Origin of the sequence: Enterococcus sp. DIV2385 (assembly GCF_051711925.1) — a bacterium.
In the GTDB taxonomy this organism is placed as follows: domain Bacteria; phylum Bacillota; class Bacilli; order Lactobacillales; family Enterococcaceae; genus Enterococcus; species Enterococcus faecalis.
Map to the genome: position 1 here is coordinate 2,200,557 of NZ_JBIONV010000001.1, position 20,857 is coordinate 2,221,413.

21 protein-coding genes and 1 other annotated feature are annotated in these 20,857 nt (G+C 37.6%); of the genes, 5 read left to right on the forward strand and 16 right to left on the reverse strand.

Annotated features, from left to right (window positions below; translation table 11 throughout):
* Nucleotides 1-35: 35 nt before the first annotated feature.
* The 3 genes from IGM04_RS10610 to IGM04_RS10620 all read right to left on the reverse strand — a co-directional run bounded on the left by IGM04_RS10610 (nt 36) and on the right by IGM04_RS10620 (nt 5,019).
* The gene (locus tag IGM04_RS10610) at nt 36-284 is read right to left on the reverse strand and encodes a GlsB/YeaQ/YmgE family stress response membrane protein (protein ID WP_002356434.1); all 249 of its coding nucleotides are present in this window, start codon (nt 282-284) and stop codon (nt 36-38) included.
* A gap of 180 nt (nt 285-464) precedes the next feature.
* Complete coding sequence (gene ebgA / locus IGM04_RS10615; RefSeq protein ID WP_179189145.1) at nt 465-3,587, reverse strand: beta-galactosidase subunit alpha; 3,123 nt, start codon at nt 3,585-3,587, stop codon at nt 465-467.
* Complete coding sequence (locus IGM04_RS10620) at nt 3,520-5,019, reverse strand: amino acid permease (protein ID WP_086279899.1); 1,500 nt, start codon at nt 5,017-5,019, stop codon at nt 3,520-3,522. Before IGM04_RS10620 ends, ebgA begins: the two co-directional genes overlap by 68 nt.
* A 148-nt stretch (nt 5,020-5,167) precedes the next feature.
* Between IGM04_RS10620 and IGM04_RS10625 the strand changes: the two genes are divergently transcribed.
* Nucleotides 5,168-5,998: an AraC family transcriptional regulator gene (locus IGM04_RS10625; protein WP_002359463.1), complete on the forward strand. Its 831-nt coding sequence runs from the start codon at nt 5,168-5,170 to the stop codon at nt 5,996-5,998.
* A 354-nt stretch (nt 5,999-6,352) separates the two neighbouring features.
* On the opposite strand, the gene rplL is transcribed toward IGM04_RS10625, so the two are convergent.
* The 5 genes from rplL to lsa(A) form a co-directional block, all read right to left on the reverse strand.
* Nucleotides 6,353-6,721 carry a 50S ribosomal protein L7/L12 gene (rplL, locus tag IGM04_RS10630; protein WP_002356427.1) on the reverse strand — a complete coding sequence of 123 codons (369 nt, stop codon included), beginning with the start codon at nt 6,719-6,721 and terminating at the stop codon, nt 6,353-6,355.
* A gap of 62 nt (nt 6,722-6,783) precedes the next feature.
* Entirely contained in the window at nt 6,784-7,284 is a 501-nt protein-coding gene (gene rplJ, locus IGM04_RS10635) for a 50S ribosomal protein L10 (RefSeq protein WP_002388423.1), read from the reverse strand.
* A 130-nt stretch (nt 7,285-7,414) separates the two neighbouring features.
* Nucleotides 7,415-7,544: a sequence feature (ribosomal protein L10 leader region), on the reverse strand.
* 62 nt (nt 7,545-7,606) lie between these two features.
* On the reverse strand, nt 7,607-8,296 hold the full coding sequence (rplA, locus tag IGM04_RS10640; RefSeq protein ID WP_002356425.1) for a 50S ribosomal protein L1: 690 nt from the start codon (nt 8,294-8,296) through the stop codon (nt 7,607-7,609).
* Between the two features lie 111 nt (nt 8,297-8,407).
* The gene (gene rplK, locus IGM04_RS10645) at nt 8,408-8,830 is read right to left on the reverse strand and encodes a 50S ribosomal protein L11 (protein WP_002356424.1); all 423 of its coding nucleotides are present in this window, start codon (nt 8,828-8,830) and stop codon (nt 8,408-8,410) included.
* Nucleotides 8,831-8,952: 122 nt separating this feature from the next.
* Nucleotides 8,953-10,449: an ABC-F type ribosomal protection protein Lsa(A) gene (lsa(A), locus tag IGM04_RS10650; protein WP_086317999.1), complete on the reverse strand. Its 1,497-nt coding sequence runs from the start codon at nt 10,447-10,449 to the stop codon at nt 8,953-8,955.
* A 375-nt stretch (nt 10,450-10,824) separates the two neighbouring features.
* On the opposite strand from lsa(A), the gene sdaAB reads away from it, so the two are divergent.
* Together sdaAB and sdaAA are read left to right on the forward strand one after the other, a co-directional pair.
* Complete coding sequence (gene sdaAB, locus IGM04_RS10655) at nt 10,825-11,493, forward strand: L-serine ammonia-lyase, iron-sulfur-dependent subunit beta (RefSeq protein WP_010827694.1); 669 nt, start codon at nt 10,825-10,827, stop codon at nt 11,491-11,493.
* Nucleotides 11,494-11,515: 22 nt separating this feature from the next.
* Nucleotides 11,516-12,388: an L-serine ammonia-lyase, iron-sulfur-dependent, subunit alpha gene (sdaAA, locus tag IGM04_RS10660; protein WP_002367199.1), complete on the forward strand. Its 873-nt coding sequence runs from the start codon at nt 11,516-11,518 to the stop codon at nt 12,386-12,388.
* Nucleotides 12,389-12,451: 63 nt separating this feature from the next.
* Here the strand turns inward: sdaAA and IGM04_RS10665 are convergent, their stop codons facing one another.
* Genes IGM04_RS10665 through IGM04_RS10675 form a run of 3 tightly spaced genes read right to left on the reverse strand, consistent with a single transcriptional unit; the run spans nt 12,452 to nt 16,039 of the window.
* Nucleotides 12,452-13,297 (reverse strand): M55 family metallopeptidase, encoded by an 846-nt coding sequence (locus tag IGM04_RS10665; protein WP_010827695.1) that lies wholly within the window; start codon nt 13,295-13,297, stop codon nt 12,452-12,454.
* Nucleotides 13,294-14,397 carry a M42 family metallopeptidase gene (locus IGM04_RS10670; protein WP_025194202.1) on the reverse strand — a complete coding sequence of 368 codons (1,104 nt, stop codon included), beginning with the start codon at nt 14,395-14,397 and terminating at the stop codon, nt 13,294-13,296. The genes IGM04_RS10665 and IGM04_RS10670 overlap by 4 nt, the downstream gene beginning before the upstream one ends.
* A gap of 13 nt (nt 14,398-14,410) precedes the next feature.
* Nucleotides 14,411-16,039, reverse strand: coding sequence for a peptide ABC transporter substrate-binding protein (locus IGM04_RS10675; RefSeq protein ID WP_002372306.1), 1,629 nt, complete (start codon nt 16,037-16,039; stop codon nt 14,411-14,413).
* 77 nt (nt 16,040-16,116) lie between these two features.
* Between IGM04_RS10675 and IGM04_RS10680 the strand changes: the two genes are divergently transcribed.
* Nucleotides 16,117-16,839: a MurR/RpiR family transcriptional regulator gene (locus tag IGM04_RS10680; protein WP_010818518.1), complete on the forward strand. Its 723-nt coding sequence runs from the start codon at nt 16,117-16,119 to the stop codon at nt 16,837-16,839.
* Between the two features lie 92 nt (nt 16,840-16,931).
* On the opposite strand, the gene IGM04_RS10685 is transcribed toward IGM04_RS10680, so the two are convergent.
* The 4 genes from IGM04_RS10685 to rpmG all read right to left on the reverse strand — a co-directional run bounded on the left by IGM04_RS10685 (nt 16,932) and on the right by rpmG (nt 18,943).
* On the reverse strand, nt 16,932-17,819 hold the full coding sequence (locus IGM04_RS10685; protein WP_002362316.1) for an alpha/beta hydrolase: 888 nt from the start codon (nt 17,817-17,819) through the stop codon (nt 16,932-16,934).
* Nucleotides 17,820-17,929: 110 nt separating this feature from the next.
* On the reverse strand, nt 17,930-18,475 hold the full coding sequence (gene nusG, locus IGM04_RS10690) for a transcription termination/antitermination protein NusG (protein WP_086317998.1): 546 nt from the start codon (nt 18,473-18,475) through the stop codon (nt 17,930-17,932).
* A 124-nt stretch (nt 18,476-18,599) separates the two neighbouring features.
* A complete protein-coding gene (gene secE / locus IGM04_RS10695; protein WP_002356409.1) occupies nt 18,600-18,770 on the reverse strand; it encodes a preprotein translocase subunit SecE in 171 nt (56 codons plus the stop codon).
* 20 nt (nt 18,771-18,790) lie between these two features.
* The gene (gene rpmG / locus IGM04_RS10700) at nt 18,791-18,943 is read right to left on the reverse strand and encodes a 50S ribosomal protein L33 (protein WP_002356408.1); all 153 of its coding nucleotides are present in this window, start codon (nt 18,941-18,943) and stop codon (nt 18,791-18,793) included.
* A 285-nt stretch (nt 18,944-19,228) separates the two neighbouring features.
* Between rpmG and cbpA the strand changes: the two genes are divergently transcribed.
* Nucleotides 19,229-19,867 carry a cyclic di-AMP binding protein CbpA gene (gene cbpA, locus IGM04_RS10705; protein ID WP_002365057.1) on the forward strand — a complete coding sequence of 213 codons (639 nt, stop codon included), beginning with the start codon at nt 19,229-19,231 and terminating at the stop codon, nt 19,865-19,867.
* Between the two features lie 73 nt (nt 19,868-19,940).
* On the opposite strand, the gene murB is transcribed toward cbpA, so the two are convergent.
* Entirely contained in the window at nt 19,941-20,828 is an 888-nt protein-coding gene (gene murB, locus IGM04_RS10710) for a UDP-N-acetylmuramate dehydrogenase (protein ID WP_233701483.1), read from the reverse strand.
* Nucleotides 20,829-20,857 lie beyond the last annotated feature (29 nt).

Sequence of the window (20,857 nt, forward strand, 5' to 3'; positions counted from 1 at the left end):
ACCTCCTTTAACTAATTAAACAATTATTTACTTAATTAGCTATTTTTTCGTCCGAAGAAGAATGAAACCACAGCAACTAAAATTACTGCCCCAATAATTGATGGCACAATTGCCATACCTGCTACGTGAGGACCCCAGCTACCTAAGATTTTTTCTCCGATAAATGAACCAACTAAACCGGCAACGATATTCGCAATCCAACCCATTGATTGACCTTTGCTTGTAAGCGCGCCAGCGATAGCACCGATAACAGCACCAACGATTAAAACCCATAAAGTATGCATAAAATAATTCCTCCTAAATGCTTTATCTAGCGAATAATTCGCTGTGTTACTATTATGGACTACTTTTATTAGATAACAAAATAGTTTGCTTGTTTCCATGAAAAAAAAGCAATAATTTCTGATAATTTCATTAAAAAAACTCAGAACAGGAGACCGATGTGCACTGTTCTGAGCTTTTATTTAAGAAATTGTTGGTCGTTTTACTCGTTCATGTGCGACATCCGCTGCTTGAATCTCTTTATTATTAAAAGGTGTTAAGCGGAATGCCAATTGGAATTCTTCAAACGTAGTCCGGTATTTTTCTAATTGCCACTGGCCACAAGAGTAGCTACCTAGGGCGTTTTGTTTGTAATCGATATTTAAAACAACATACTCACTTTCTTGTAATTCATTGGTATGCTTAGCAACATCTAGCGCTTGTTCTTCAAAATAAGAAACACTAAAATTATATGAATCAGCCGCTGTTGCTACTACCCCTTGGCCGCGATCATCCGTGAATGCGGACCATTTAGTCGCCATGTGGTTACCATTGGCTTGTGGAACAACATAATTAGTGAACATTTCCGCCACTGTAGCATCATAAACGCCAAGTAAACCAGCTTCTTGTGAATCTACATAGTTTTCTCTCGGCCCTTTACCGAAATATTTTACTTCTGATAGAGACTTGTCTAAATGGAGAGTCACACCCAAACGTGGTAACATATCTGGTGCATTTTCAATTTTACCAGCAGGACTACCTTTTAAGTCGAAGAAAATTTCGCCATTTGGTGCAATTAAATACTGATAGGTACATTGATAATGCCAAGCACTGTTAGTCGTTCCGTTAATTGTTTTTACGATGACTTGGATAAAATCATCAACTTTTTTCCACTCAAAAGAACGGACAATTTCATGCTCTAAATGTAAGAAATATTTCTTCTTCATTTCATCAATAATTTCCATATCATTACTGATCGGTGCCCGCCAAAATGTAAATCTCGGCCCTTTATGCAATAATTTTTTACCATCTCGTGTCACATTCGTTAAGGCGCCCTTCACTTTATCAAAATTAATTGAAAAGTTTGGTCCTTCAATGTATAAATGAGGGCCAATTTCCTTTCCCATTAGCGAGCCAACTGGTGTGATCTCAATCCCTGGTGTTGCAATTGGCAATTCAAACTGTGCGGTAGCTAATTCATGACCAGCAGATGCATAGGCGGTCGTTTCTTTCAATTGATATGAAAGAGTTAAATAATAGGCGGCTCCTGCCTTTTTAGGAAAATCTAAATGAAAAGGTAAGTGCAGTCTTCCTTCTGCTCTAGCAGCAATTGCTGGCACTGCTACTGTCCCTGATTGAATCACTGTTTGATCTTCAGTAATTGTATAAACCAGCTTAAAGATAGCCAAGTTTTCAAAGTCAAACCGACTCAATAATGAGAATTCACCTGACAGAACGTCAATAGCGCTAGTTGTAATGGGTTCAATGACTTTTTTGTATTCATACAAGCTAGGAGATGGCGTACGGTCAGGCATCAACATCCCATCAATACAAAAATCTTTGTTACTTGGATCATCGCCGAAATCGCCGCCATAACGATAATAAACTTCACCGCTATCTGTCACCGATTCAATGCCATGGTCAAACCATTCCCAAATAAAGCCACCTTGTAATTTATCATGAGCATAAAATAGCTCTTGGTATTCTTTTAAATTCCCAGGGCCATTCCCCATCGCATGACAATATTCACATAAAATATGCGGTTTTTTTGAATTTTCAATAATCGTATTCATCAGTAATTCTCTAGTTGGGTGTTCCAACCACGTATACATTGTAGAATAGACATCCGTGACCTCTGCCTCAAAATCACCTTCATAATGAACTAAACGTGTTGGATCCATTTCTTTGGCAATACGGGCCATTTCAATAAAGTTATGACCAAACGCAGATTCATTTCCTAACGACCAAAAGAGAATTGATGGATGGTTTTTATCCCGTTGAATCATCCGTACCATCCGAGAAACATAAGCCGTTTCCCATTCTGGATCGTTGCTAATCCAATCATATTCTTCGGTTAATTCAAAGCCGTGACATTCCAAATCAGTTTCATCAATCACATACATTCCATATTCATCGCATAAATCATAGAAATAAGCAGATGCTGGATAATGGCTGGTTCGAATGGCATTAATATTAAATTGTTTCATTAAACGAATATCTTTTTCAATTTCTTTACGACTAACCACTCGACCATTTTTCGGATTATAATCATGACGATTCATTCCTTTTAGTTTAATGGCCACACCATTGACTAAGAAAGTCTCACCAGATACATGAATATTTCTGAAACCAACTTTTTGCGGAATAACTTCGACGACTTCCCCTTCAGAAAAAACAGTGATAAATAGTTGATACAAGTATGGTTTTTCAGCTGACCAAGCAGTGACAGACGGTAAACTTGCTGAAAATTCAACCGTACCTTGATTTCCTGCGACAGTCTCTTTAAGAACCGTTTTTCCCTGCTGATCCATCAACTCCAATTGAACTTGTTGTCCTTTGTCTTGCCAAAATTTACCCGTAATTGCCAAGTGGCCATTTTGATACGAATCATCTAAATCGGAAATAATAAAGAAATCTTCCAGCCCATTTTCTGGTACACCGAGTAATTCAACATCACGAAAAATACCACTTAACCACCACATATCTTGATCCTCTAAATACGTACCATCTGACCATTGATAGACTCGCACCGTTAAATCATTTGTTTCACCAATTTTAGCGTAAGGCGTAATGTCAAATTCTGCTTCATTTCGTGCACCTTTACTGTAGCCAACTTCATGGCCGTTCACCCAAACATGATAAGCTGAATCTACGCCACAAAAACGTAAAATGATTTTTTTATCGTGAAATGTTTCATCTATAGCAAATGTCCGTTTGTAAATACCTGTTGGGTTTTCCGTTGGTACATACGGCGGATTAATGGGAAAATTGTACCATAAATCAGAGTAATGCATTTTGCCATATCCTTGGACTTGCCAATTTCCAGGAACAGTGATTTGATCCATTTGGCTTGTATCAAAATCCGTCGCAAAAAAGTTTTCTGGGCTGTATTCTGGCGCTTCTAAAAAGAGAAAATGCCAGCGTCCGTTTAAATTTTTGTATGCTTGTGTATATTTATTTTCATTTAATAACGCTGTTTCTTTCGAGGGAAAGCTCGAAAAGTGTGCTCGTCCAGGCAACCGATTAATACTATCTACTTTATAATTTTCCCAAGTCTTCATAATCCATTTCTCCTTTACCAACTTCATTTTTTTCTTTTGTTTCATATCGTTTCCAACAAATCCAAGCAAAGCCCATAAAGACAATTAACCCAATGATGTTATACGCCAACATGCCCAGTGGACTAGCGGTTCCTTTCGGTAACGTGCCATTGATTTCTTCCATGATTAATTTTGGATCCGGCACAGTTGACATAAAGAATACAAAGATAAAAATGGCTAATAAGAAAATTCCCGCAATTAAGCCAAAGGTTCGATTACCAAAGCGGAAACTTCTCGGTATTGTTTCTTTTTTCCAACGAAGCCCAATATAGGCGATTAACAAGAACAAGACAGGCACTAATGACGTAGAAGCTGTCATATTAATTAACGTTTCTAAAAAGCTATCCATATTTCCAATTCCTAATGCTGGAATGGCAACTAAAATCGTCACAATAATTCCTTGAACTAACAAAGCATTGGTTGGATTTCCCTCTTCGTTCGTTTTCACTAGCCACTTACCGAAGACCCCATCAGGAATTTCTGAGAAAAATACTTTAACTGGTGCTGCCGTCCACAGAGCCAAAGAACCAAGACTTCCGACAAATAAGATAATTCCTACTAAGCGCACCATCATTGCTGCGGGAATATGGAAATACGTACCTAAAATTTTAAAGATATCAAAAATACCATTTGAAAAATTTCCTTTTAAGACGTCCGTTGGCACTACCAAACCTACAGCAACGGCACCAAGAATATACATGATGCCGACCGCAATCGTCGCACCAATCATCGTGCGGACAAACGTTTTATTGCCGCCTTTAACATCCTTAATGTATACGCCGATACTTTCACCACCGCCAACAGCTTGTAAAATCCACGCCATCGTCATGAAAAAAGTCCAATTAAAAGTTGGCATAATTGACGTCGTGGTAAACTCTTGTGCTGGTTCATTGCCAAAACCAAACACGACGACAAAGGCTAAAACCACAAAAGCCACGCCCATAAATAAACGAGCACCACCCGCTAAGCTAGTCACTTTCGAAATCCACGAAACCCCTTTAATACAAACCCATGTCATTAACCAAAATAACAGAATAGAAATCACTGCAATTATTTTAGTACTATGGTTTCCTTGAAAAACGTTTTGACCTAAAAAAGCGTATGAACCATAAATCAATGTATTCGGTAGTAATGAACAGAAGAAAAACAAGTTGACAAAGAAATACGACCAAGCACCTAAAAATGCCCATTTAGGTCCTAACACAGATTCCAACCAACTGTGAACACCTGATTCATTTTCAGAATTAGCAGAAGCAAATTCTGCAATCATTAGAATAAATGGTAAAAAGTAAAAAATAGAGCCGAATAAATAGCCTGGAATAGTTGCTAGGCCAATCTGAATACTGTTGTTAACAATGCTGGGAAAGGCAAAAACCGCTGAAAAAGTCATGAGCATCAATGCGACAGAACCTAATCGTTCCCGTGAATGTGTTGCCATTTTACTACATCCTCTCTTTATCAAATTAATTAGTACTCACACATTGTAAAACGCTTACAGTTTTTTAAAAATAAAAAATGTTGCCTATTTCTTGTAAAGATGTTGACTTTTAGAAAGCCTTTACATACTCTTATAAAGAGGTGATAGCATGCAAAATGTTTTTACAAATAATGTCAGCATCCTGATTAATGATCAACCTATTAGCCAAGAATTTCATCTTTATGAAGCTGGCTATGAAAAATGCCGTCCGACAAAACCAACTGAGTTTGCCCCCATTAATTATTGGGTTTTGCATTATTGTAGCGATGGTGAAGGCTATCTTTCAACACCCTTTATGGAAAAACAACACATTACCGCTGGCGATTTGTTTATGATTCCAGCCAATTGTCGCAATATTTATTATCCTAATCGGCAAAATCCTTGGACCTATCATTGGGTTGGTTTTGTTGGAGATCTTTCGTCTCAGTATTTAGAAAAAATAGGCCTGACTACCGAAAATTGTATTTTAAAAGGAACTGTTGATAAGAAATTAGAAAGTTTATTTAAAAATATTTACCAAGAAGCGAAGAAACATAATCATTTTGGCAGTTTAAGTGAAAGCTTTCAATTGTTGAATTATCTAGAGCATCATTCCGTTACACAGCACGAAAATCAAAGCCAACAATTATTTAACCAAATTAAAATGGCTATTCACGAAAATTTTTCAAACAATCTTTCAATTAGTCAATTAGCTTCTGAGTATAACATTGATCGTAGCTATTTATTTAAGCTATTTCAGCGTTATGAACAAACAAATCCTAGTATTTATGTACAAAACTTAAAATTGCAAAAAGCCTGTTCTCTGTTAAGAAAAAGTTCCTTAACCATCACGGAAATCAGTTTTGAAGCAGGTTTTTCTTCACCTTCTTATTTTTCAAAATTTTTCTTCCAGAAAAAAGAGATGACACCTCGACAATATCGTCAACAGTTTTTGACTTAAAATAAATTGTTGCTTATCTGTAGTTAAAGAAAAAAACAATTTATTTAATAATTTTCAAATTTAGGTAGTTCTTATAATTTATCTATTTTATAATTAATTAGGGTTTTATTATAGGTGGGAGTGTGATATATAGACTAATCAAAATCAATAAATAATTTACAAGTTTTAGCAAATAAACAATATTGGAGAGAAAGTGGTAGATGATTGTATTGTTGTTAATTTGTCAAAGTAGACAATTAAATTTTATAGATATTTTACTAGCGGTAGTTGTTTTAGCAAAAGACAACTACCGTTTGCTATAAAAAAAGAACCCTTGTAACACAAGGGTTCTCGAACATTCAAAAGTTGAATGAATTATTTTACTGTTACTGAAGCGCCAACTTCTTCTAAAGCAGCTTTTAAAGCTTCTGCTTCTTCTTTAGAAACAGCTTCTTTAACTGGTGCAGGAGCGCCATCAACTACAGCTTTAGCTTCTTTCAAGCCTAAGCCAGTTGCTTCACGAACTGCTTTGATAACTTTAACTTTTTGATCGCCAGCTGCTGTTAATTCAACAGTGAATTCAGTTTGTTCTTCTGCTGCTCCACCTGCTGCTGGTCCAGCTACTGCTACAGGAGCTGCTGCTGATACGTCAAATTTTTCTTCGATAGCTTTAACTAATTCGCTTAGTTCTAAGATAGTTGCTGTTTCTAACTCAGCAACGATGTTTTCAATGTTTAATGCCATTTTGAATTTCCTCCATTTAAATTAAAATTGTTTGTTTTTTATTTGTTTGAATTAGACTGCAATTAAGCAACTTCTTCGTTTTTCTCTGCCACTGCTTTGACAGCGTAAGCCACGTTGCGGACTGGCGCTTGTAATACAGATAATAGCATAGATAGTAAACCTTCGCGGTTTGGTAGTTTTGCCAAGGCAGTAATTTGTTCCACTGAAGAAACTTTTCCTTCGATGACGCCACCTTTGATTTCTAATGCTTTTGCATCTTTAGCAAATTCGTCGATGATTTTAGCTGGTGCTACTACATCGTCGTTGCTGAATGCGACAGCAGTTGGGCCTGTAAAGACTTCGTCTAAGCCGTCTAAACCAACTTTTTTAGCTGCACGAGAAAGGATTGAGTTTTTGATGACTTTCATTTCTACGCCTGCTTCACGTAATTGTTTACGTAAGTTAGTGACTTCTTCAACTGTTAAACCACGGTAGTCCACGATTACAACTGATGCTGCTGATTCAAATTTCTCAGCGGCTGCTTGAACTAGGCTTTCTTTTTTAGCGATTGCTGCTTCACTCATTTATTTCACCTCCTGATTTTGATGGTGGAGTTGGACTTGGTTTACGATATGTAAAGTAGAAGAATCAAATGAAACTTCGCTCACTTCGTTCGCCAAGTATTGTTTTATATCGGCTTTTTTTCAAAAAGTCATGTAAAACAACAAAACTCCATGCCACCGTAGACATAGAGGGACCGAATTGTATATAACTCAACAATTGTCCTCGGTAGGAAATTAAGACTTGCGTCACCTACTGTCTTCGGTACAGTTAATTATTAACCTCACTCACTTTACCATAGGGTAAGTGAGTGAGTCAAGAATTTTTTAATTATTTTCTTTCAAATTAGAAAGAAGCTTGGTCAACGTGGATTCCAGGTCCAAATGTTGTTGTTACTGAAATGTTTTTGATGTATTGACCTTTAGCAGTTGATGGTTTAGCTTTCAATAATACGTCGTTAATTGTGTTGAAGTTTTCAACCAATTTTTCGTTATCAAATGAAACTTTACCGATTGGTACGTGGATGTTACCAGCTTTGTCAACGCGGTAAGTTACTTTACCAGCTTTAACTTCTTCAACAGCTTTTGTAACGTCCATTGTTACAGTACCAGTTTTAGGGTTTGGCATTAAACCTTTTGGTCCTAAGACACGGCCTAATTTACCAACTGTAGCCATCATGTCAGGAGTCGCAACAACTACGTCAAAGTCGAACCATCCACCTTGGATTTTTGCAACCATGTCGTCGTCGCCTACGAAATCTGCACCAGCAGCTTCAGCTTCTTTAGCTTTTTCGCCTTTAGCGAATACTAAAACAGTTTGTGTTTTACCAGTTCCGTTTGGAAGCACAACTGCTCCACGGATTTGTTGGTCTGCTTTTTTAGGGTCAACGTTCAATTTGTAAGCAACTTCAACTGTTGCGTCAAATTTCGCGATGTTTGTATCTTTTGCTAAAGCTACTGCTTCTTCAACTGAGTAAGCTTTTGTAGCATCAACTTTTTTCAATGCTTCTTGCATTTTTTTGCTCTTTTTAGCCATTTTGTTTCCTCCTTGATTGTGGTTATAACGGTTGTACCTCCCACGTCTTTCATATCTTTAAATATGAAACGAACTGAGAAGCTACTTCTTTGAGTAAGTGTGGAATAAAAATTATTCTACGATGATACCCATGCTTCGTGCAGTTCCTGCAACCATGCGCATTGCTGCTTCAACGTCAGCGGCGTTTAGGTCTGCCATTTTAAGTTCAGCGATTTCTTTCACTTGATCGCTTGAAACTGTTGCAACTTTAGTTTTGTTTGGTTCACCTGAACCTTTTTCGATTTTTGCAGCTTTTTTCAATAAGACTGCAGCAGGTGGTGTTTTAGTAATGAATGTAAATGAACGATCTTCATATACAGAGATTACTACTGGAATAATCAAGCCTGCTTGGTCAGCTGTACGAGCATTGAATTCTTTAGTGAATCCCATGATGTTGATACCTGCTTGACCTAACGCTGGACCTACTGGTGGAGCTGGTGTTGCTTTCCCCGCAGGAATTTGTAATTTAACGATTTTTTCTACTTTTTTAGCCACGAAAATACCTCCTTAAGTTCTCGTGCGTGGTTAATGGGGTTGAGATTTCCCCTCCCACTCAACGTACATTTAAAACATACCCTATTACTATACAGGATTCCCTTTACTTTTTCAAGATGTTTTTATGATTTCAAGGCAATTTTTTTATCTGTTATTTTCTTCATGAAATGTGCATCATGCTCAATCACTAGCATTGCAGGCTTCACAGATAAGATTAGCGCTTCTAATTGTTGATGATTAAACACATCCAAGTAATTAAGGGGTTCATCCCAAATATAAAGTTCAGCTGATTGAGACAATGATTTGGCTACTTCGACTTTTTTCCGTTGCCCCATACTCATTTGTTCAATTCGATTAGTGAAAACGGCGCGCTCCATCCCAAGTTTTCGTAAGTTATTTAAAAATTGGGTGTAATCTAACTGATTTTTCTCTGCAAATTCGGATAAAGTTCCTTGATTGTCTTCATAATCTTGGCGCACATAAGAAATGGTTAATTGGTGAGCCAAAGTGGCTTCGCCTTCTGAATCCCCAGAAAAATTATCCAATAAATACTGAATTAAGCTCGATTTTCCTGAGCCATTTTTTCCTGTTATTCCGACAATTTCTCCCGCGTTTATTGAAAAAGAAATTGGCGCAAATAGCCAATTTTTCTCGTAGCCCAGACGAAGCTCTTCCACCGTCAATAATGTTTTGTGATGCGTTGGATGATAATCCATTGACAAAGGCTCAATATACTCAAGATCTTTTAATAGTTTTTCTTTTTCTGCTAATTGTGTTTCGGCGCGTTGTTGAATGTGTTTCGAACGCTTCATTACGCGCGCTGCCCGGGCACCAATGGCTCCTGTATCAAAAATCGCCCCGCTCCCTTTTTCTTTAGCGTTGCCGTATTTATCACCTTCACGGTTCATCGACCATTCCGCTTTTTTACGAGCGGTTTCTTTCAAGCGATTGACTTCTTTTTTGATTTTTTCATTTTCTGCCAGTTCAAAAGCATCTCTTAATTTTTTTTGCTCTTCATAAATAGAAAAATTCCCTTGATACAGTGTCAATTGACTTTTTTCAATCGCCAAAATATGATCAACTACTTCATCAACAAATGCCCGATCGTGGCTGACTAAAATAAATCCATGTTTCTTTTTCTTCAAATATTCAGCTACTTGTTGTCTGCCAGCTAGATCTAAATGATTTGTTGGCTCGTCAATTAAAGGAAAGGCATTTTCTTCAATAAAAAGAAGACCTAATAAAACTTTCGTCTTTTCGCCGCCTGATAAAGAAGAAAAGGGCCGCCATAAAACTTCAGGATCAACGTTTAAAAGCGTTAATTCTCGTTCTAATTTCCACTGTTCAAAAGAAGTCACCTCTTGTAAGACATAATAAGTGAGCTGTTGTTCTTCTGCAACTGTTTGTGGAAAATAGACGAAATCGACTTGATGAAGAATCTCTCCTTGGTAATCCAACTGCTTTTGTAACAATCTTAATAAGGTTGTTTTCCCACGGCCATTGCGGCCAATCAATCCTAATTTCCAATTGGTATCCATCGTGATATTTGCCTGATCAAAAAGCAACGCTTCTTGATTATCATAGGCAAAAGATAGTTGTTTTAGTTCAATTTTCGACATAAATATACCTCCATAAAGCAAAATTGATGCAGCTTTACGGAAATCAGCGGCATCAATCCAAGGTATACAAAAAGACCCGTGGCTGAATTCTTTAAGCTAATTTCCGAAAATCCGCACACTCCACCCGTTATATTCAGGCAAAGTTATACAGTTTCTCTAAAAAATTAACTTAAATTTTCAACGCACGAATCCCTCTTTTCGTCTTTTATTATCTAGAATTTAGCATCTCTTCACTGATTTGTCAACGAAGGCCCCTTGCTTTCATTCTGATAAAAATTTAAATTATTCGCTAAAACACAAGCGATTGCCTAGTTCCCCGCCATTTTTTGTGTTAGACTTCCAATGAAAACATATTCTAATGAAGAAGGTGCTGAAATGGAAGAGTTACGCTTTAATAGTGTTTTTGATATTATCGGACCCGTTATGATTGGTCCAAGCAGTTCTCATACAGCTGGAGCGGCAAGAATTGGAAAAGTGGTTCGCAGTATTTTTGGACAGCAACCTGATAGCGTTGACATTTATTTATATGAGTCTTTTGCCAAAACTTATCGTGGTCACGGAACAGATATCGCCTTAGTTGGCGGCCTTTTAGGCATGGAACCAGATGATGAGCAACTAGCCAATTCTTTGGAAATTGCCTATGAACAAGGAATGGAAGTTTGTTTTATTCCTAAAAGTGAAAAAGCAGACCATCCTAATTCCGTTAAAATTGTGGTTTCTTCTGGCGACCGAAAACTATCTGTGACAGGAATTTCAATTGGTGGTGGAAACATTCAAATTTCTGAATTAAATGGCTTCAAATTGTCTTTAAGTATGGGCACGCCAACATTTATTGTTGTCCATCAAGATGTTCCTGGCATGATTGCTAAGGTGACCAACATCCTTTCAACTAGCGATATCAATATTAGTACAATGACCGTTACCCGAGAATCTAAAGGGGAAAAAGCGATTATGATTATTGAAGTTGATCAAGCCGAAGTCGGTGACATTGTCATGCAATTAGCTGAAATCCCTCATATATATAGCGTTAACTATTTTGACTAAATGAACGTAAAGGAGTAATACGATGTTTTATTCAATTGAAGATTTGGTAGCTCAAGCGAAAGAGTACCCTTCTGTGAGCGAATTAATGATTGCAACAGAAATGGCTCATGGCGGGTATTCTCGTGAACGAATTATTGAAACAATGGAAAAAAATCTAGCCGTTATGAAACAATCTGTCGCTGAAGGAATCGCTGGTGTTACCTCAGTAACAGGGCTAACTGGTGGCGATGCAACCCGCTTAAATGATTACATACATTCAGGCAACTTTTTAAGCGGTGAGACCATTTTACAAGCCGTGCGAAATGCGATTGCTGTTAATGAAGTTAATGCAAAAATGGGCTTGATTTGTGCTACACCAACTGCAGGCAGTGCCGGAGTAGTTTCTGGCGTCTTGTTGGCAGTTATTGATCGCTTAAAGTTAACCCATCAGCAACAATTGGATTTTCTATTTACAGCTGGGGCTTTTGGCTTAGTGATTGCCAACAATGCCTCAATCAGTGGTGCCGAAGGTGGTTGTCAAGCTGAAGTCGGCTCTGCTAGTGCAATGGCCAGTGCCGCTTTAGTTGCGGCTTCTGGCGGTACGCCTGATCAATCTGCTCAAGCTGTGGCTATTACGATAAAAAATATGATGGGCCTCATTTGTGATCCTGTTGCAGGACTTGTTGAAGTCCCTTGCGTGAAGCGAAATGCATTAGGTTCTTCTCAAGCCTTCATCTCAGCTGACATGGCTTTAGCGGGGATCCGAAGTGTCATTCCACCAGATGAAGTCATCCACGCAATGTACCAAGTGGGTCGCCAAATGCCACAAATTTTCAAGGAAACCGCTGAAGGCGGTCTTGCGGTGACACCAACTGCACAACGTTTAAGCAAAGAAATTCTAGAGAAACAAAAATAGAAATAACTATAGCAAGAAGCTTACAGAAAAAACGTCCATTCGTTTTTTCCGTAAGCTTCTTCTTTAATCACTTGTTCCGCCTAAACCAACCACAGCGACAATTCCATTCATGACATCTTTCATCGTTTCACCCACAAATGAAACGGTTCTACCATCAATGCGTTTAATCATTGGTAACATTTCAATGCGATCTGCTTGTGCTGTCGTCACACATTGCAATTTTACAGTTGCAGGTGTTTGCAAGGCATATCGGGGTAATTCAGACAACGCAAAGGAAGTTAACACCTGACTTGTAGTTGCTACGATAGCTTCCCGAACTTGTTGCATGGGTCTATTTTTGATTGCATAACGTCCCAGAGATTCTTTGGTGGAAACAAAGGGGACTTCGGGCATCATTTTTTCTTGAAAAAGTTGTTCCTCTAAGCCTGATTCACCGATAATTAAACCAACAGGGACACCTAATTCGCTAGCGTAAGCTGCATTAATTGTCGTTTCATTCATCGCTAATTCGTTTATTTTTAAATCATAAGCAACACTAGCACTATACCCATGATCCATATTCCCTTTTTGTTTACCAATACCAGCATGATAACCTAAGAAAAAGACTACATCATAGCTACTATCCAAGCCACTCATCATATAATCCATGCGAGGAAAGCCGCTCACTAAGGAAATTCGTTCATCCATTTCTGCTAAGCGCGCATAAGCTAAATTCAATCCACGGCTATGCGAATCGGCAATAGTAATTTCTGTAATTTGTTCATTTTTAGCACTCTTTTGAATCCCTTCAATCAACCAAGCCACATGTTGGTGATATAATTCTCGGAATAAAACGGTATCCTCTTTTTCCATATCAAATGTCGCAATACCTGCTAATCCTTCAATATCGCATGACACATAAATTTTCATTTGTTCCACTCCTTTGACAATGGCTGAACCAGTGCTTGAATTTTGTCAGCATCTAAATTTTTGATTAATTGAATGACTAATTCTTTCGCCGCTTGGTAATCTTGAAAGTCCACATAGCAATGGTGTGTGTGTGCGTAACGGACAGGAATTCCTACAACAATCGTCGGGGCTCCTTGAACTTGTGTAATCGCCATGCCATTGGTTCCACCACCACTTCGAACAGAAACTTGAACAGGAATTTTGTGTATTTTAGCAATCTCTAGTGCATACTCTTGAAATTCCGGATTCGTAATCATAGAAACATCAAAATAGCGTAACATCGGTCCTTTTCCCATTGCTGATTGAATCATCTCTGGCGTTTCTGCCGTATCATCAGCAGGGCAGCCTTCGAAAACAATAGCTAAATCAGGATTGACTTGTTTTGCGGCAATAAGTGCTCCTCTTTCGCCAACTTCTTCTTGTGCAGTTACTGTCGCAACTAACTTGAATGGAAGTGTCTCTTCTTTCAACTCCTCCATGACGTCCACTAAGCAAGCACAGCCAATGCGACAATCAAAAGCTTTTCCTAAAAAAAGATCTGTCTGTTCGTTGTAACAACACGTCACATCTGGAATGACCGGTGCACCAAGATCGATTTTGTACGTTTCAATTACTTCTTCTTTTGAGGTAGCGCCAATATCGATTGTCAAATCAGCAATGGTTAATGGCCGCTGACGTTCCTCTGGTGTCATAAAATGAGGGGGCCGACTAGTAACTACGCCTGGCAGATAGGTGCCTTCCCGGTTACGAATCCGAACTTTTTGTGCAGAAATCGTATTAGGGACCCAGCCACCTAACGGAAGAAAACGCAACAAACCGTTTTCTTTAATTGCTTGAATCATAAAACCCACTTCGTCACTATGAGCATCAAAAAGCACTACTGGACCTTCACTTAGATTATTTTTCTTCTCAAGATATAAATTTTTAATGGCATCTAGCCGTTGAATAGTAAAATCCGCAGTTGCGTGTTGAAGGATTCTAACGACTTCTGTTTCAAAACCTGAAACACCATTAGCATTTGAAAGTTCCTGAATTAATTGAACAGCTTGACTTTTTTTCATTTTTTCCCAACCTTTACTTGTCACTGATAGAGACTGATTTGTAATAGCCTGAACCTAATGGACCATAGACTAAATTTTGGACAGAATCGTCCACTAAGCGTGCTTCTGTTAATTGATAAAGAGGAACTAGGGGTGCTTCTTCCGCAACCAATTGATCCGCTTTTTGTAATGTTTTCCAACGTTCTTCATATTTATTTGCATAAGTTACGTTTGCTTCTTGAAGCAACTGATCGAAGGTCTTATTAGACCATTTACCAAAATTATTGGAATTTTTTGATTGCAATAGGTTTAAGAAATCGATTGGATCAGCATATACTGGCGTCCAGCCACCAACCACAATGTCGAAATCTCCGCTGCGACTTTTTTCTAAACGATTATTAAAAGGAACTGGCGAAACATTGACTGTTAAATTTTCTAAATTATCTGCTAAAGCTCCTTGAACATACTCACTGATTTTTTTAGCATTTTCTGTATCCGAACTTAAAATCGTTAGCTCTGCTTTTTCAATTCCTAATTCTTTTTTAGCCGTTTGCCATAACTCTTTCGCTTTTTCTGGTTCACTAGGATTTAAATCTCCTAATTCCTCTGCAAAATCTTTTTGCGTTTCTTGATTAGTGAAACCTGTTGGTACGAAGCCAAGTGCTTTTTTTGAGCCATCATTTAAAACATTTTTAGCTAAACGTTCAGAATTCAATGATAATGCTATCGCTCGACGTGCATTCTTATTTGCCAAAAGATCTTTTTGCGTATTTAATTGGATATAATACGTTCCAGGAATTTCACGAATTTTCAAAGCTGCATTGCCTTGTTCTTGTGCAACAATTTCTCCAGAAATTTTTACAACATCTAATTCTTTCCCTTCGAAAAGATTTTTCCCAGTATTGACTTCTTTAACGACTTGGACATCCACCTTATCTAGCGAAACATTCGCTTGATCCCAATAATTTTTATTCTTCACATAGGACCAAGTATTATTCGTGCCATCCCAACCTTCTAATGTGAAGGCGCCATTGTAAAGTGTTGACTCAGCTGATGTACCATAGTTTTTGCCCGTTTTTTCGACAAATGCTTCATTTAAAGGATAAAAAGCTGGCACCGCCAATAATTGTTGAAAATAACTCATAGGATAGCTTAGCTCTACTTCCAAGGTATGGTCATCAATGGCTGTTACCCCTAACTCTTCTTTAGATTTGCCACCGTCAACAATAGCACGATAATTTTTTAGCCCTTCAAAATAATACGCTTGCGGGGAAGCTGTTTTTGGGTCCACTGTGCGCTTCCAAGAGTATTCAAAATCATTGGCTGTGATTGGCTCGCCGTTACTCCATTTTGCATCTTTTCGAATCGTAAAAGTATAGCTTAAACCATCATTGGAGGGCTGTACTTTTTCAGTTGCCAATGCTGGTTTCGCTTCTCCTTTTTCGTCAAAGGAGAAAAGTCCCTCCCCTACTTGGCTCATTACATCTGCTGCTGTATTATCCATTGCCAACGACACGTCTGCCGTTGATAATTCCGAATCAATCCCGACCCGTAATACCTGTTGTTCTTGCTTTTTGGTTTCTTTCCCAACACTTCCACAGCCCGAGAGAAGTAAAACCATGATTGCTGCCAAAGACAGCCTTTGCTTTGTTGCCCTTTTCATAAAAACACCTCATTTTTTTATTTTTTGATACCTTTTTCCCACAAAATTATTTATAATCTGATAAAGGAGGTTTGCTCATGAACTTAGATTACTTAAAAGAAACGTACCATTTAACGAAAACAGAAAGTCAGATTTTGTATTATTTGGATCAACAAAGTACGAATGCAGCCGATTTGAGTATTCGAGAAGTTGCCAAACACTGCTTTTCTTCGCCTAGTTCCATCATTCGTTTAGCCAAAAAATTAAATTTATCAGGTTATAATGAACTTATTTACAAATTAAAAGAAGCCCATTTTTCTCAGCCAATCCCTTTTGAAACAGCGCCTTCATTTGAAACAACCAACGAGTTTTGTCAACTGCTTGCCAAACACAAGAGTCATTTATTTGTTATTTTAGGTCATGACTTTTCACGACATTTGGCGGCTTACATTAGTGAGGTTTTCAATTTTCATGGCATCCCCAGTATCACAACAGCCCATACTCATTCGATAAATAGTCAAAATAATCAGAATTTTCTTTTTATCATTCTTTCACATTCTGGTGAAGAAAAATACCTAAAAGAAACAGCTCTGCTTGCGAAAGAGAAAAAACATCCTATCATTTCTTTTGTTGGTGCCAAAAATTCAACTCTTGGTCGACTGGCAGATCTCGTTTTTTCAACTGACTCTTACAGCCCGTTTTCAACAAGTGTCGCTCAGCCACAAATGTTTTTTGGCCAAACATTAATCACCTTTGAAGCCTTGATTTGTGCTTATTTAAATCATGAGGATTACATTCCAATATCTCCTAAAAATAAATAATTTTATTTATTATAGCTGAAAAAAGCTATTTCGCTAGCCCAAGTATAGAAAAAGGCACATGTTCCATTTTTTATGGAACATGTGCCTTTTTGCTATTTTTTACTCGGCCATAGAAATTCGATTAGCAATTGATCTACTTCAGGATTTTCATGTAATTGGCTATGTTGTGCATTTTCTCCTTTAATAATCTGGCTAGTGACTTGAGTTCCTCGCTGTCTTAGCAAGGCGTTGACTGCTAAGGCACTAGATAACGGTACCGTTCCATCACTTAAATCTGTTGGACTTAATTGACCACCAATTAATAAAATGGGCAGTTTTTCTGGAACAACATTGATCATCTCTTGATAATCCAAATAGCGGCTACTTTTTTCTGTGGGGCCGTTTTCTAGTTCCGTTTCGATGGTTTGCTGTTGACTCGTATCAATAAAATCATTGAAAGGTGCTCCAATGCTGACGAATTTTTCAATTTTAGGTAACGATGTATCTTGCCCATAGGTTCCTAAATAACGTAAACCACTAACACCACCCATAGAGTGCCCGACAATATTGGCTTTGTTCACTTGATAATTTTTTTGTAAATAGAGTAATGTGTTTTTTATCCATTCTGTTTGATTCCATTCATTGTTTTTATTATCTTCAAATAGAACTTGAACACTGGGATTCGTCGCTTTGCCACTTAAAGCTCCTCGCTCTTTAACCACGGTCCCATCAGGTTTAACGAGTAGCACTAATTCTTGAGTTGTGGCACCTTGTTTCTCCAAGCGATGCAGTAACGAGCCAAACGAATTTTTAGTTCCTGCGTAACCATGAAAAAAAAGTGTTGGTGTTGTTGTGCGGTTTAACTCAACAGTTGCTTCTTTTGTGGCGGCTTGATTGTCATTCTTCGTGGTTGCCCCAATTTGGCAAGCACTTAATAATAGAACAAGACCCATTAGCAAAGAAAAATAACGATATTTTTGGGCATGTTTCATTTTTTTCATTCCTTTCTGCGATGAACTAAAAAAGGGCTTGGAAAAGAAGTCAGTTGACTGCTTTTCCAGACCCTACAATCTGTATCAATCAGCTGAACAATAGTTTGTCAGCTTGTTTATTAATCAATGTTATCGACTTGTTCAAAGTCTAATTCTGTACTTGTTTCACGACCAAACATATCGATGTTTACTTTTAATTTTTGTTTTTCTTCATCGATTTCTGTCACAACACCTTCAAGACCAGAAAAGGCACCTTCGATAATTTTCACTGTATCGCCTAGCGCTACTTCTAAGTCTGATTGACGGGAGCTCATGCCAATTGAACGTAAAATGTGGTTAATTTCTTCTTGTAATAAAGGAGCGGGTTTACTACCAGCACCATGTGAGCCTACAAAACCAGTTACGCCTGGCGTGTTACGAACAATATACCAAGAATCATCGGTCATAATCATTTCCACTAACACATAACCAGGGAAAGTTTTATGAACGATTTCTTTTTCTTTACCATTTTTGACTTCTTTTTCTGTTTCTTCTGGTACAACGACACGAAAAATATAATCGCCCATCCCCATGCTTTGTGCACGTGATTCAATGTTTGCTTTTACTTTATTTTCATAGCCTGAATAGGTGTGCAATACGTACCAATTTCTTTCAAAAGTTTCCATTACTGATTCGGCTCCTTTAAATGTTTTAGTTTATTTTTTTCGAGCAAATAAAAAAAGCTCAGTTTCCCGAAGCTTTTTCTCGAATACTATTATAGCACCCCTCGTCGGGAAATACTAGAATTAATTATTTTAAAATCCAGCCAAATGCCGTTTGGATAACAGTATCCATGATAAAGAACAATGCTGCAAATAAAATAGATGTTTCAATTACAACTAATGTATCTTTACGCAATTGTTTTTTTGTTGGCCAAGTTACTTGCTTCATCTCATCAGCAACGCTGCGGAAAAATTTCATGTTGATACCCTCCTCTAAATCTATTTCGTTTCTTTATGTAACGTGTATTGATTACAATATTTACAGAATTTATTGATTTCTAAGCGTTCGCCACGTTTACCTTCACTAACGGATTTAGAATAGTTGCGAGAGCCACAAACGGAACAAGCAAGAGCTGCTTTCTTTGTTGCCATGTTCTTCGACCTCCTCTATTCACAAATTTACTTCTTAACAGTACCATTATTCGAAAAAGTTGTCAAAGTTTAATTTACTTTTTAAAGAAGCGCTGTGCCGATTCTTACGTAATTTTTTACCATTATCGCGAATACGTGCTTGATTTCTTTTATAAAATATCTGATTTTTCTTTATTTTCTATTTATTTTAACAAAATTGCTTTTATTCTGAGGTCTCAGCTATTGTTTTCTGCTAAGTTATGATATGATAAATTTATTAAAAATGAACCCTTAGGAGGCCTGTTTATGTTATTAAAATCTGTAGTTATTAAAAAAGATAATTTAACAACCGTCAATGAATCTTGTACTCTAGAAGAAGCTCTTTCTATTTTAGAAGACTCAGGTTACCGTTGTGTCCCAATTTTAGACGAATCTGGAAAAATTTTCCGAGGAAATATTTATAAAATGCATATTTACCGCCACAAAGCAAACGGTGGCGATATGAGTTTACCTGTTACCTATTTGTTAAAAAATGCCACAAAATTTATTTATGTCAACACTTCATTTTTCAAGGTATTTTTTACTATTAAAGAACTACCTTACATTGCTGTTTTAGATGAAAATAATTATTTTTACGGCATTTTAACACACAGCACCTTATTAAATATTTTAGCGCAATCTTGGAATGTAAAACAAGGGAGCTACGTTTTAACAATTGCTTCAGTTGGTCAACAAGGCGACTTAGCAGCCATTTCAAAAATCATTGCCAAATATAGCAGCATCGCCAGCTGTATTACATTGGATGTCGATAGTGAAGAATTTGTTCGTCGCACACTTATTACTTTACCAGCCGGCACAACTGCCGAAACGTGTACAGCCATTGTAGAACATTTAGAGCGGAAAAACTTTAAAGTTGTAGAATTGGAAAATTTAGAAGACGAGTAAAATTTACGACCTTTAGCTTAGGATTTAAAGCTAGGGAGGCAAGTCAAAATGACTTACCTCCCTAGCTTATTTTTTAGACTTCTTCACCAATAATTCGAACTTCCGTTTGCAATTCAACATCAAATTTTTCTTTAATCACTCCTTGGATATGTGCAATTAATTCCACATAATCTGTTGCGGTTGCATGATCGATGTTAACAATAAATCCCGCATGCTTTTCAGAAATTTGAGCACCGCCCCATTTTAAGCCTTGTAAGCCAGCGTCTTGGATTAATTTTCCTGTAAAATGACCAACAGGGCGTTTAAAGACACTGCCACAAGAGGGATACTCTAGCGGTTGCTTCAGTTCACGAAGTTCCGTTAATTCATCCATTTGGGCTTTAATTTCTGCATGGTTTCCTTTTTCTAAAGCAAACGTTGCTTGCAAGACAATGCAATGTAATTCTTGAATTTCACTATGACGATAACGGAAATTCAGGTCTTCTTTCGTCATTGTTTGGATAGTTCCATCTGCCAACAGCACTTCTGCAGACTGGAAAACATCTTTAATTTCCCCGCCATATGCTCCAGCATTCATATAAACAGCACCGCCGACACTTCCTGGAATGCCACAAGCAAATTCAAAACCAGTTAAATCAGCTGCTAAGGCTTCGTAGGTTGTATCAATCAGCTTGGCACCAGCATCCACAATCATGGTGGTACCGGCTACTTTGATTTCTTTCATTTCTGTTAGCATAATCACGACATCGCGAATACCGCCATCACGAACAATCAAGTTGCTAGCATTGCCTAATACTAACCATGAAAGTCCTTGTTCTCGGCAATACGCCACAATCTCTTCGACTTCTTTTTTTGTTTTGGGTAAGGCCAACACATCAGCTGGGCCGCCTGTTTTGGTAAAGGTTACGTTTTTTAATGGTTCATCTACTAATAAAGTAATTTCGTTTAATGTTTCTAACATAGCTTTAGTGTTCACGAAAGTTAGTCCTT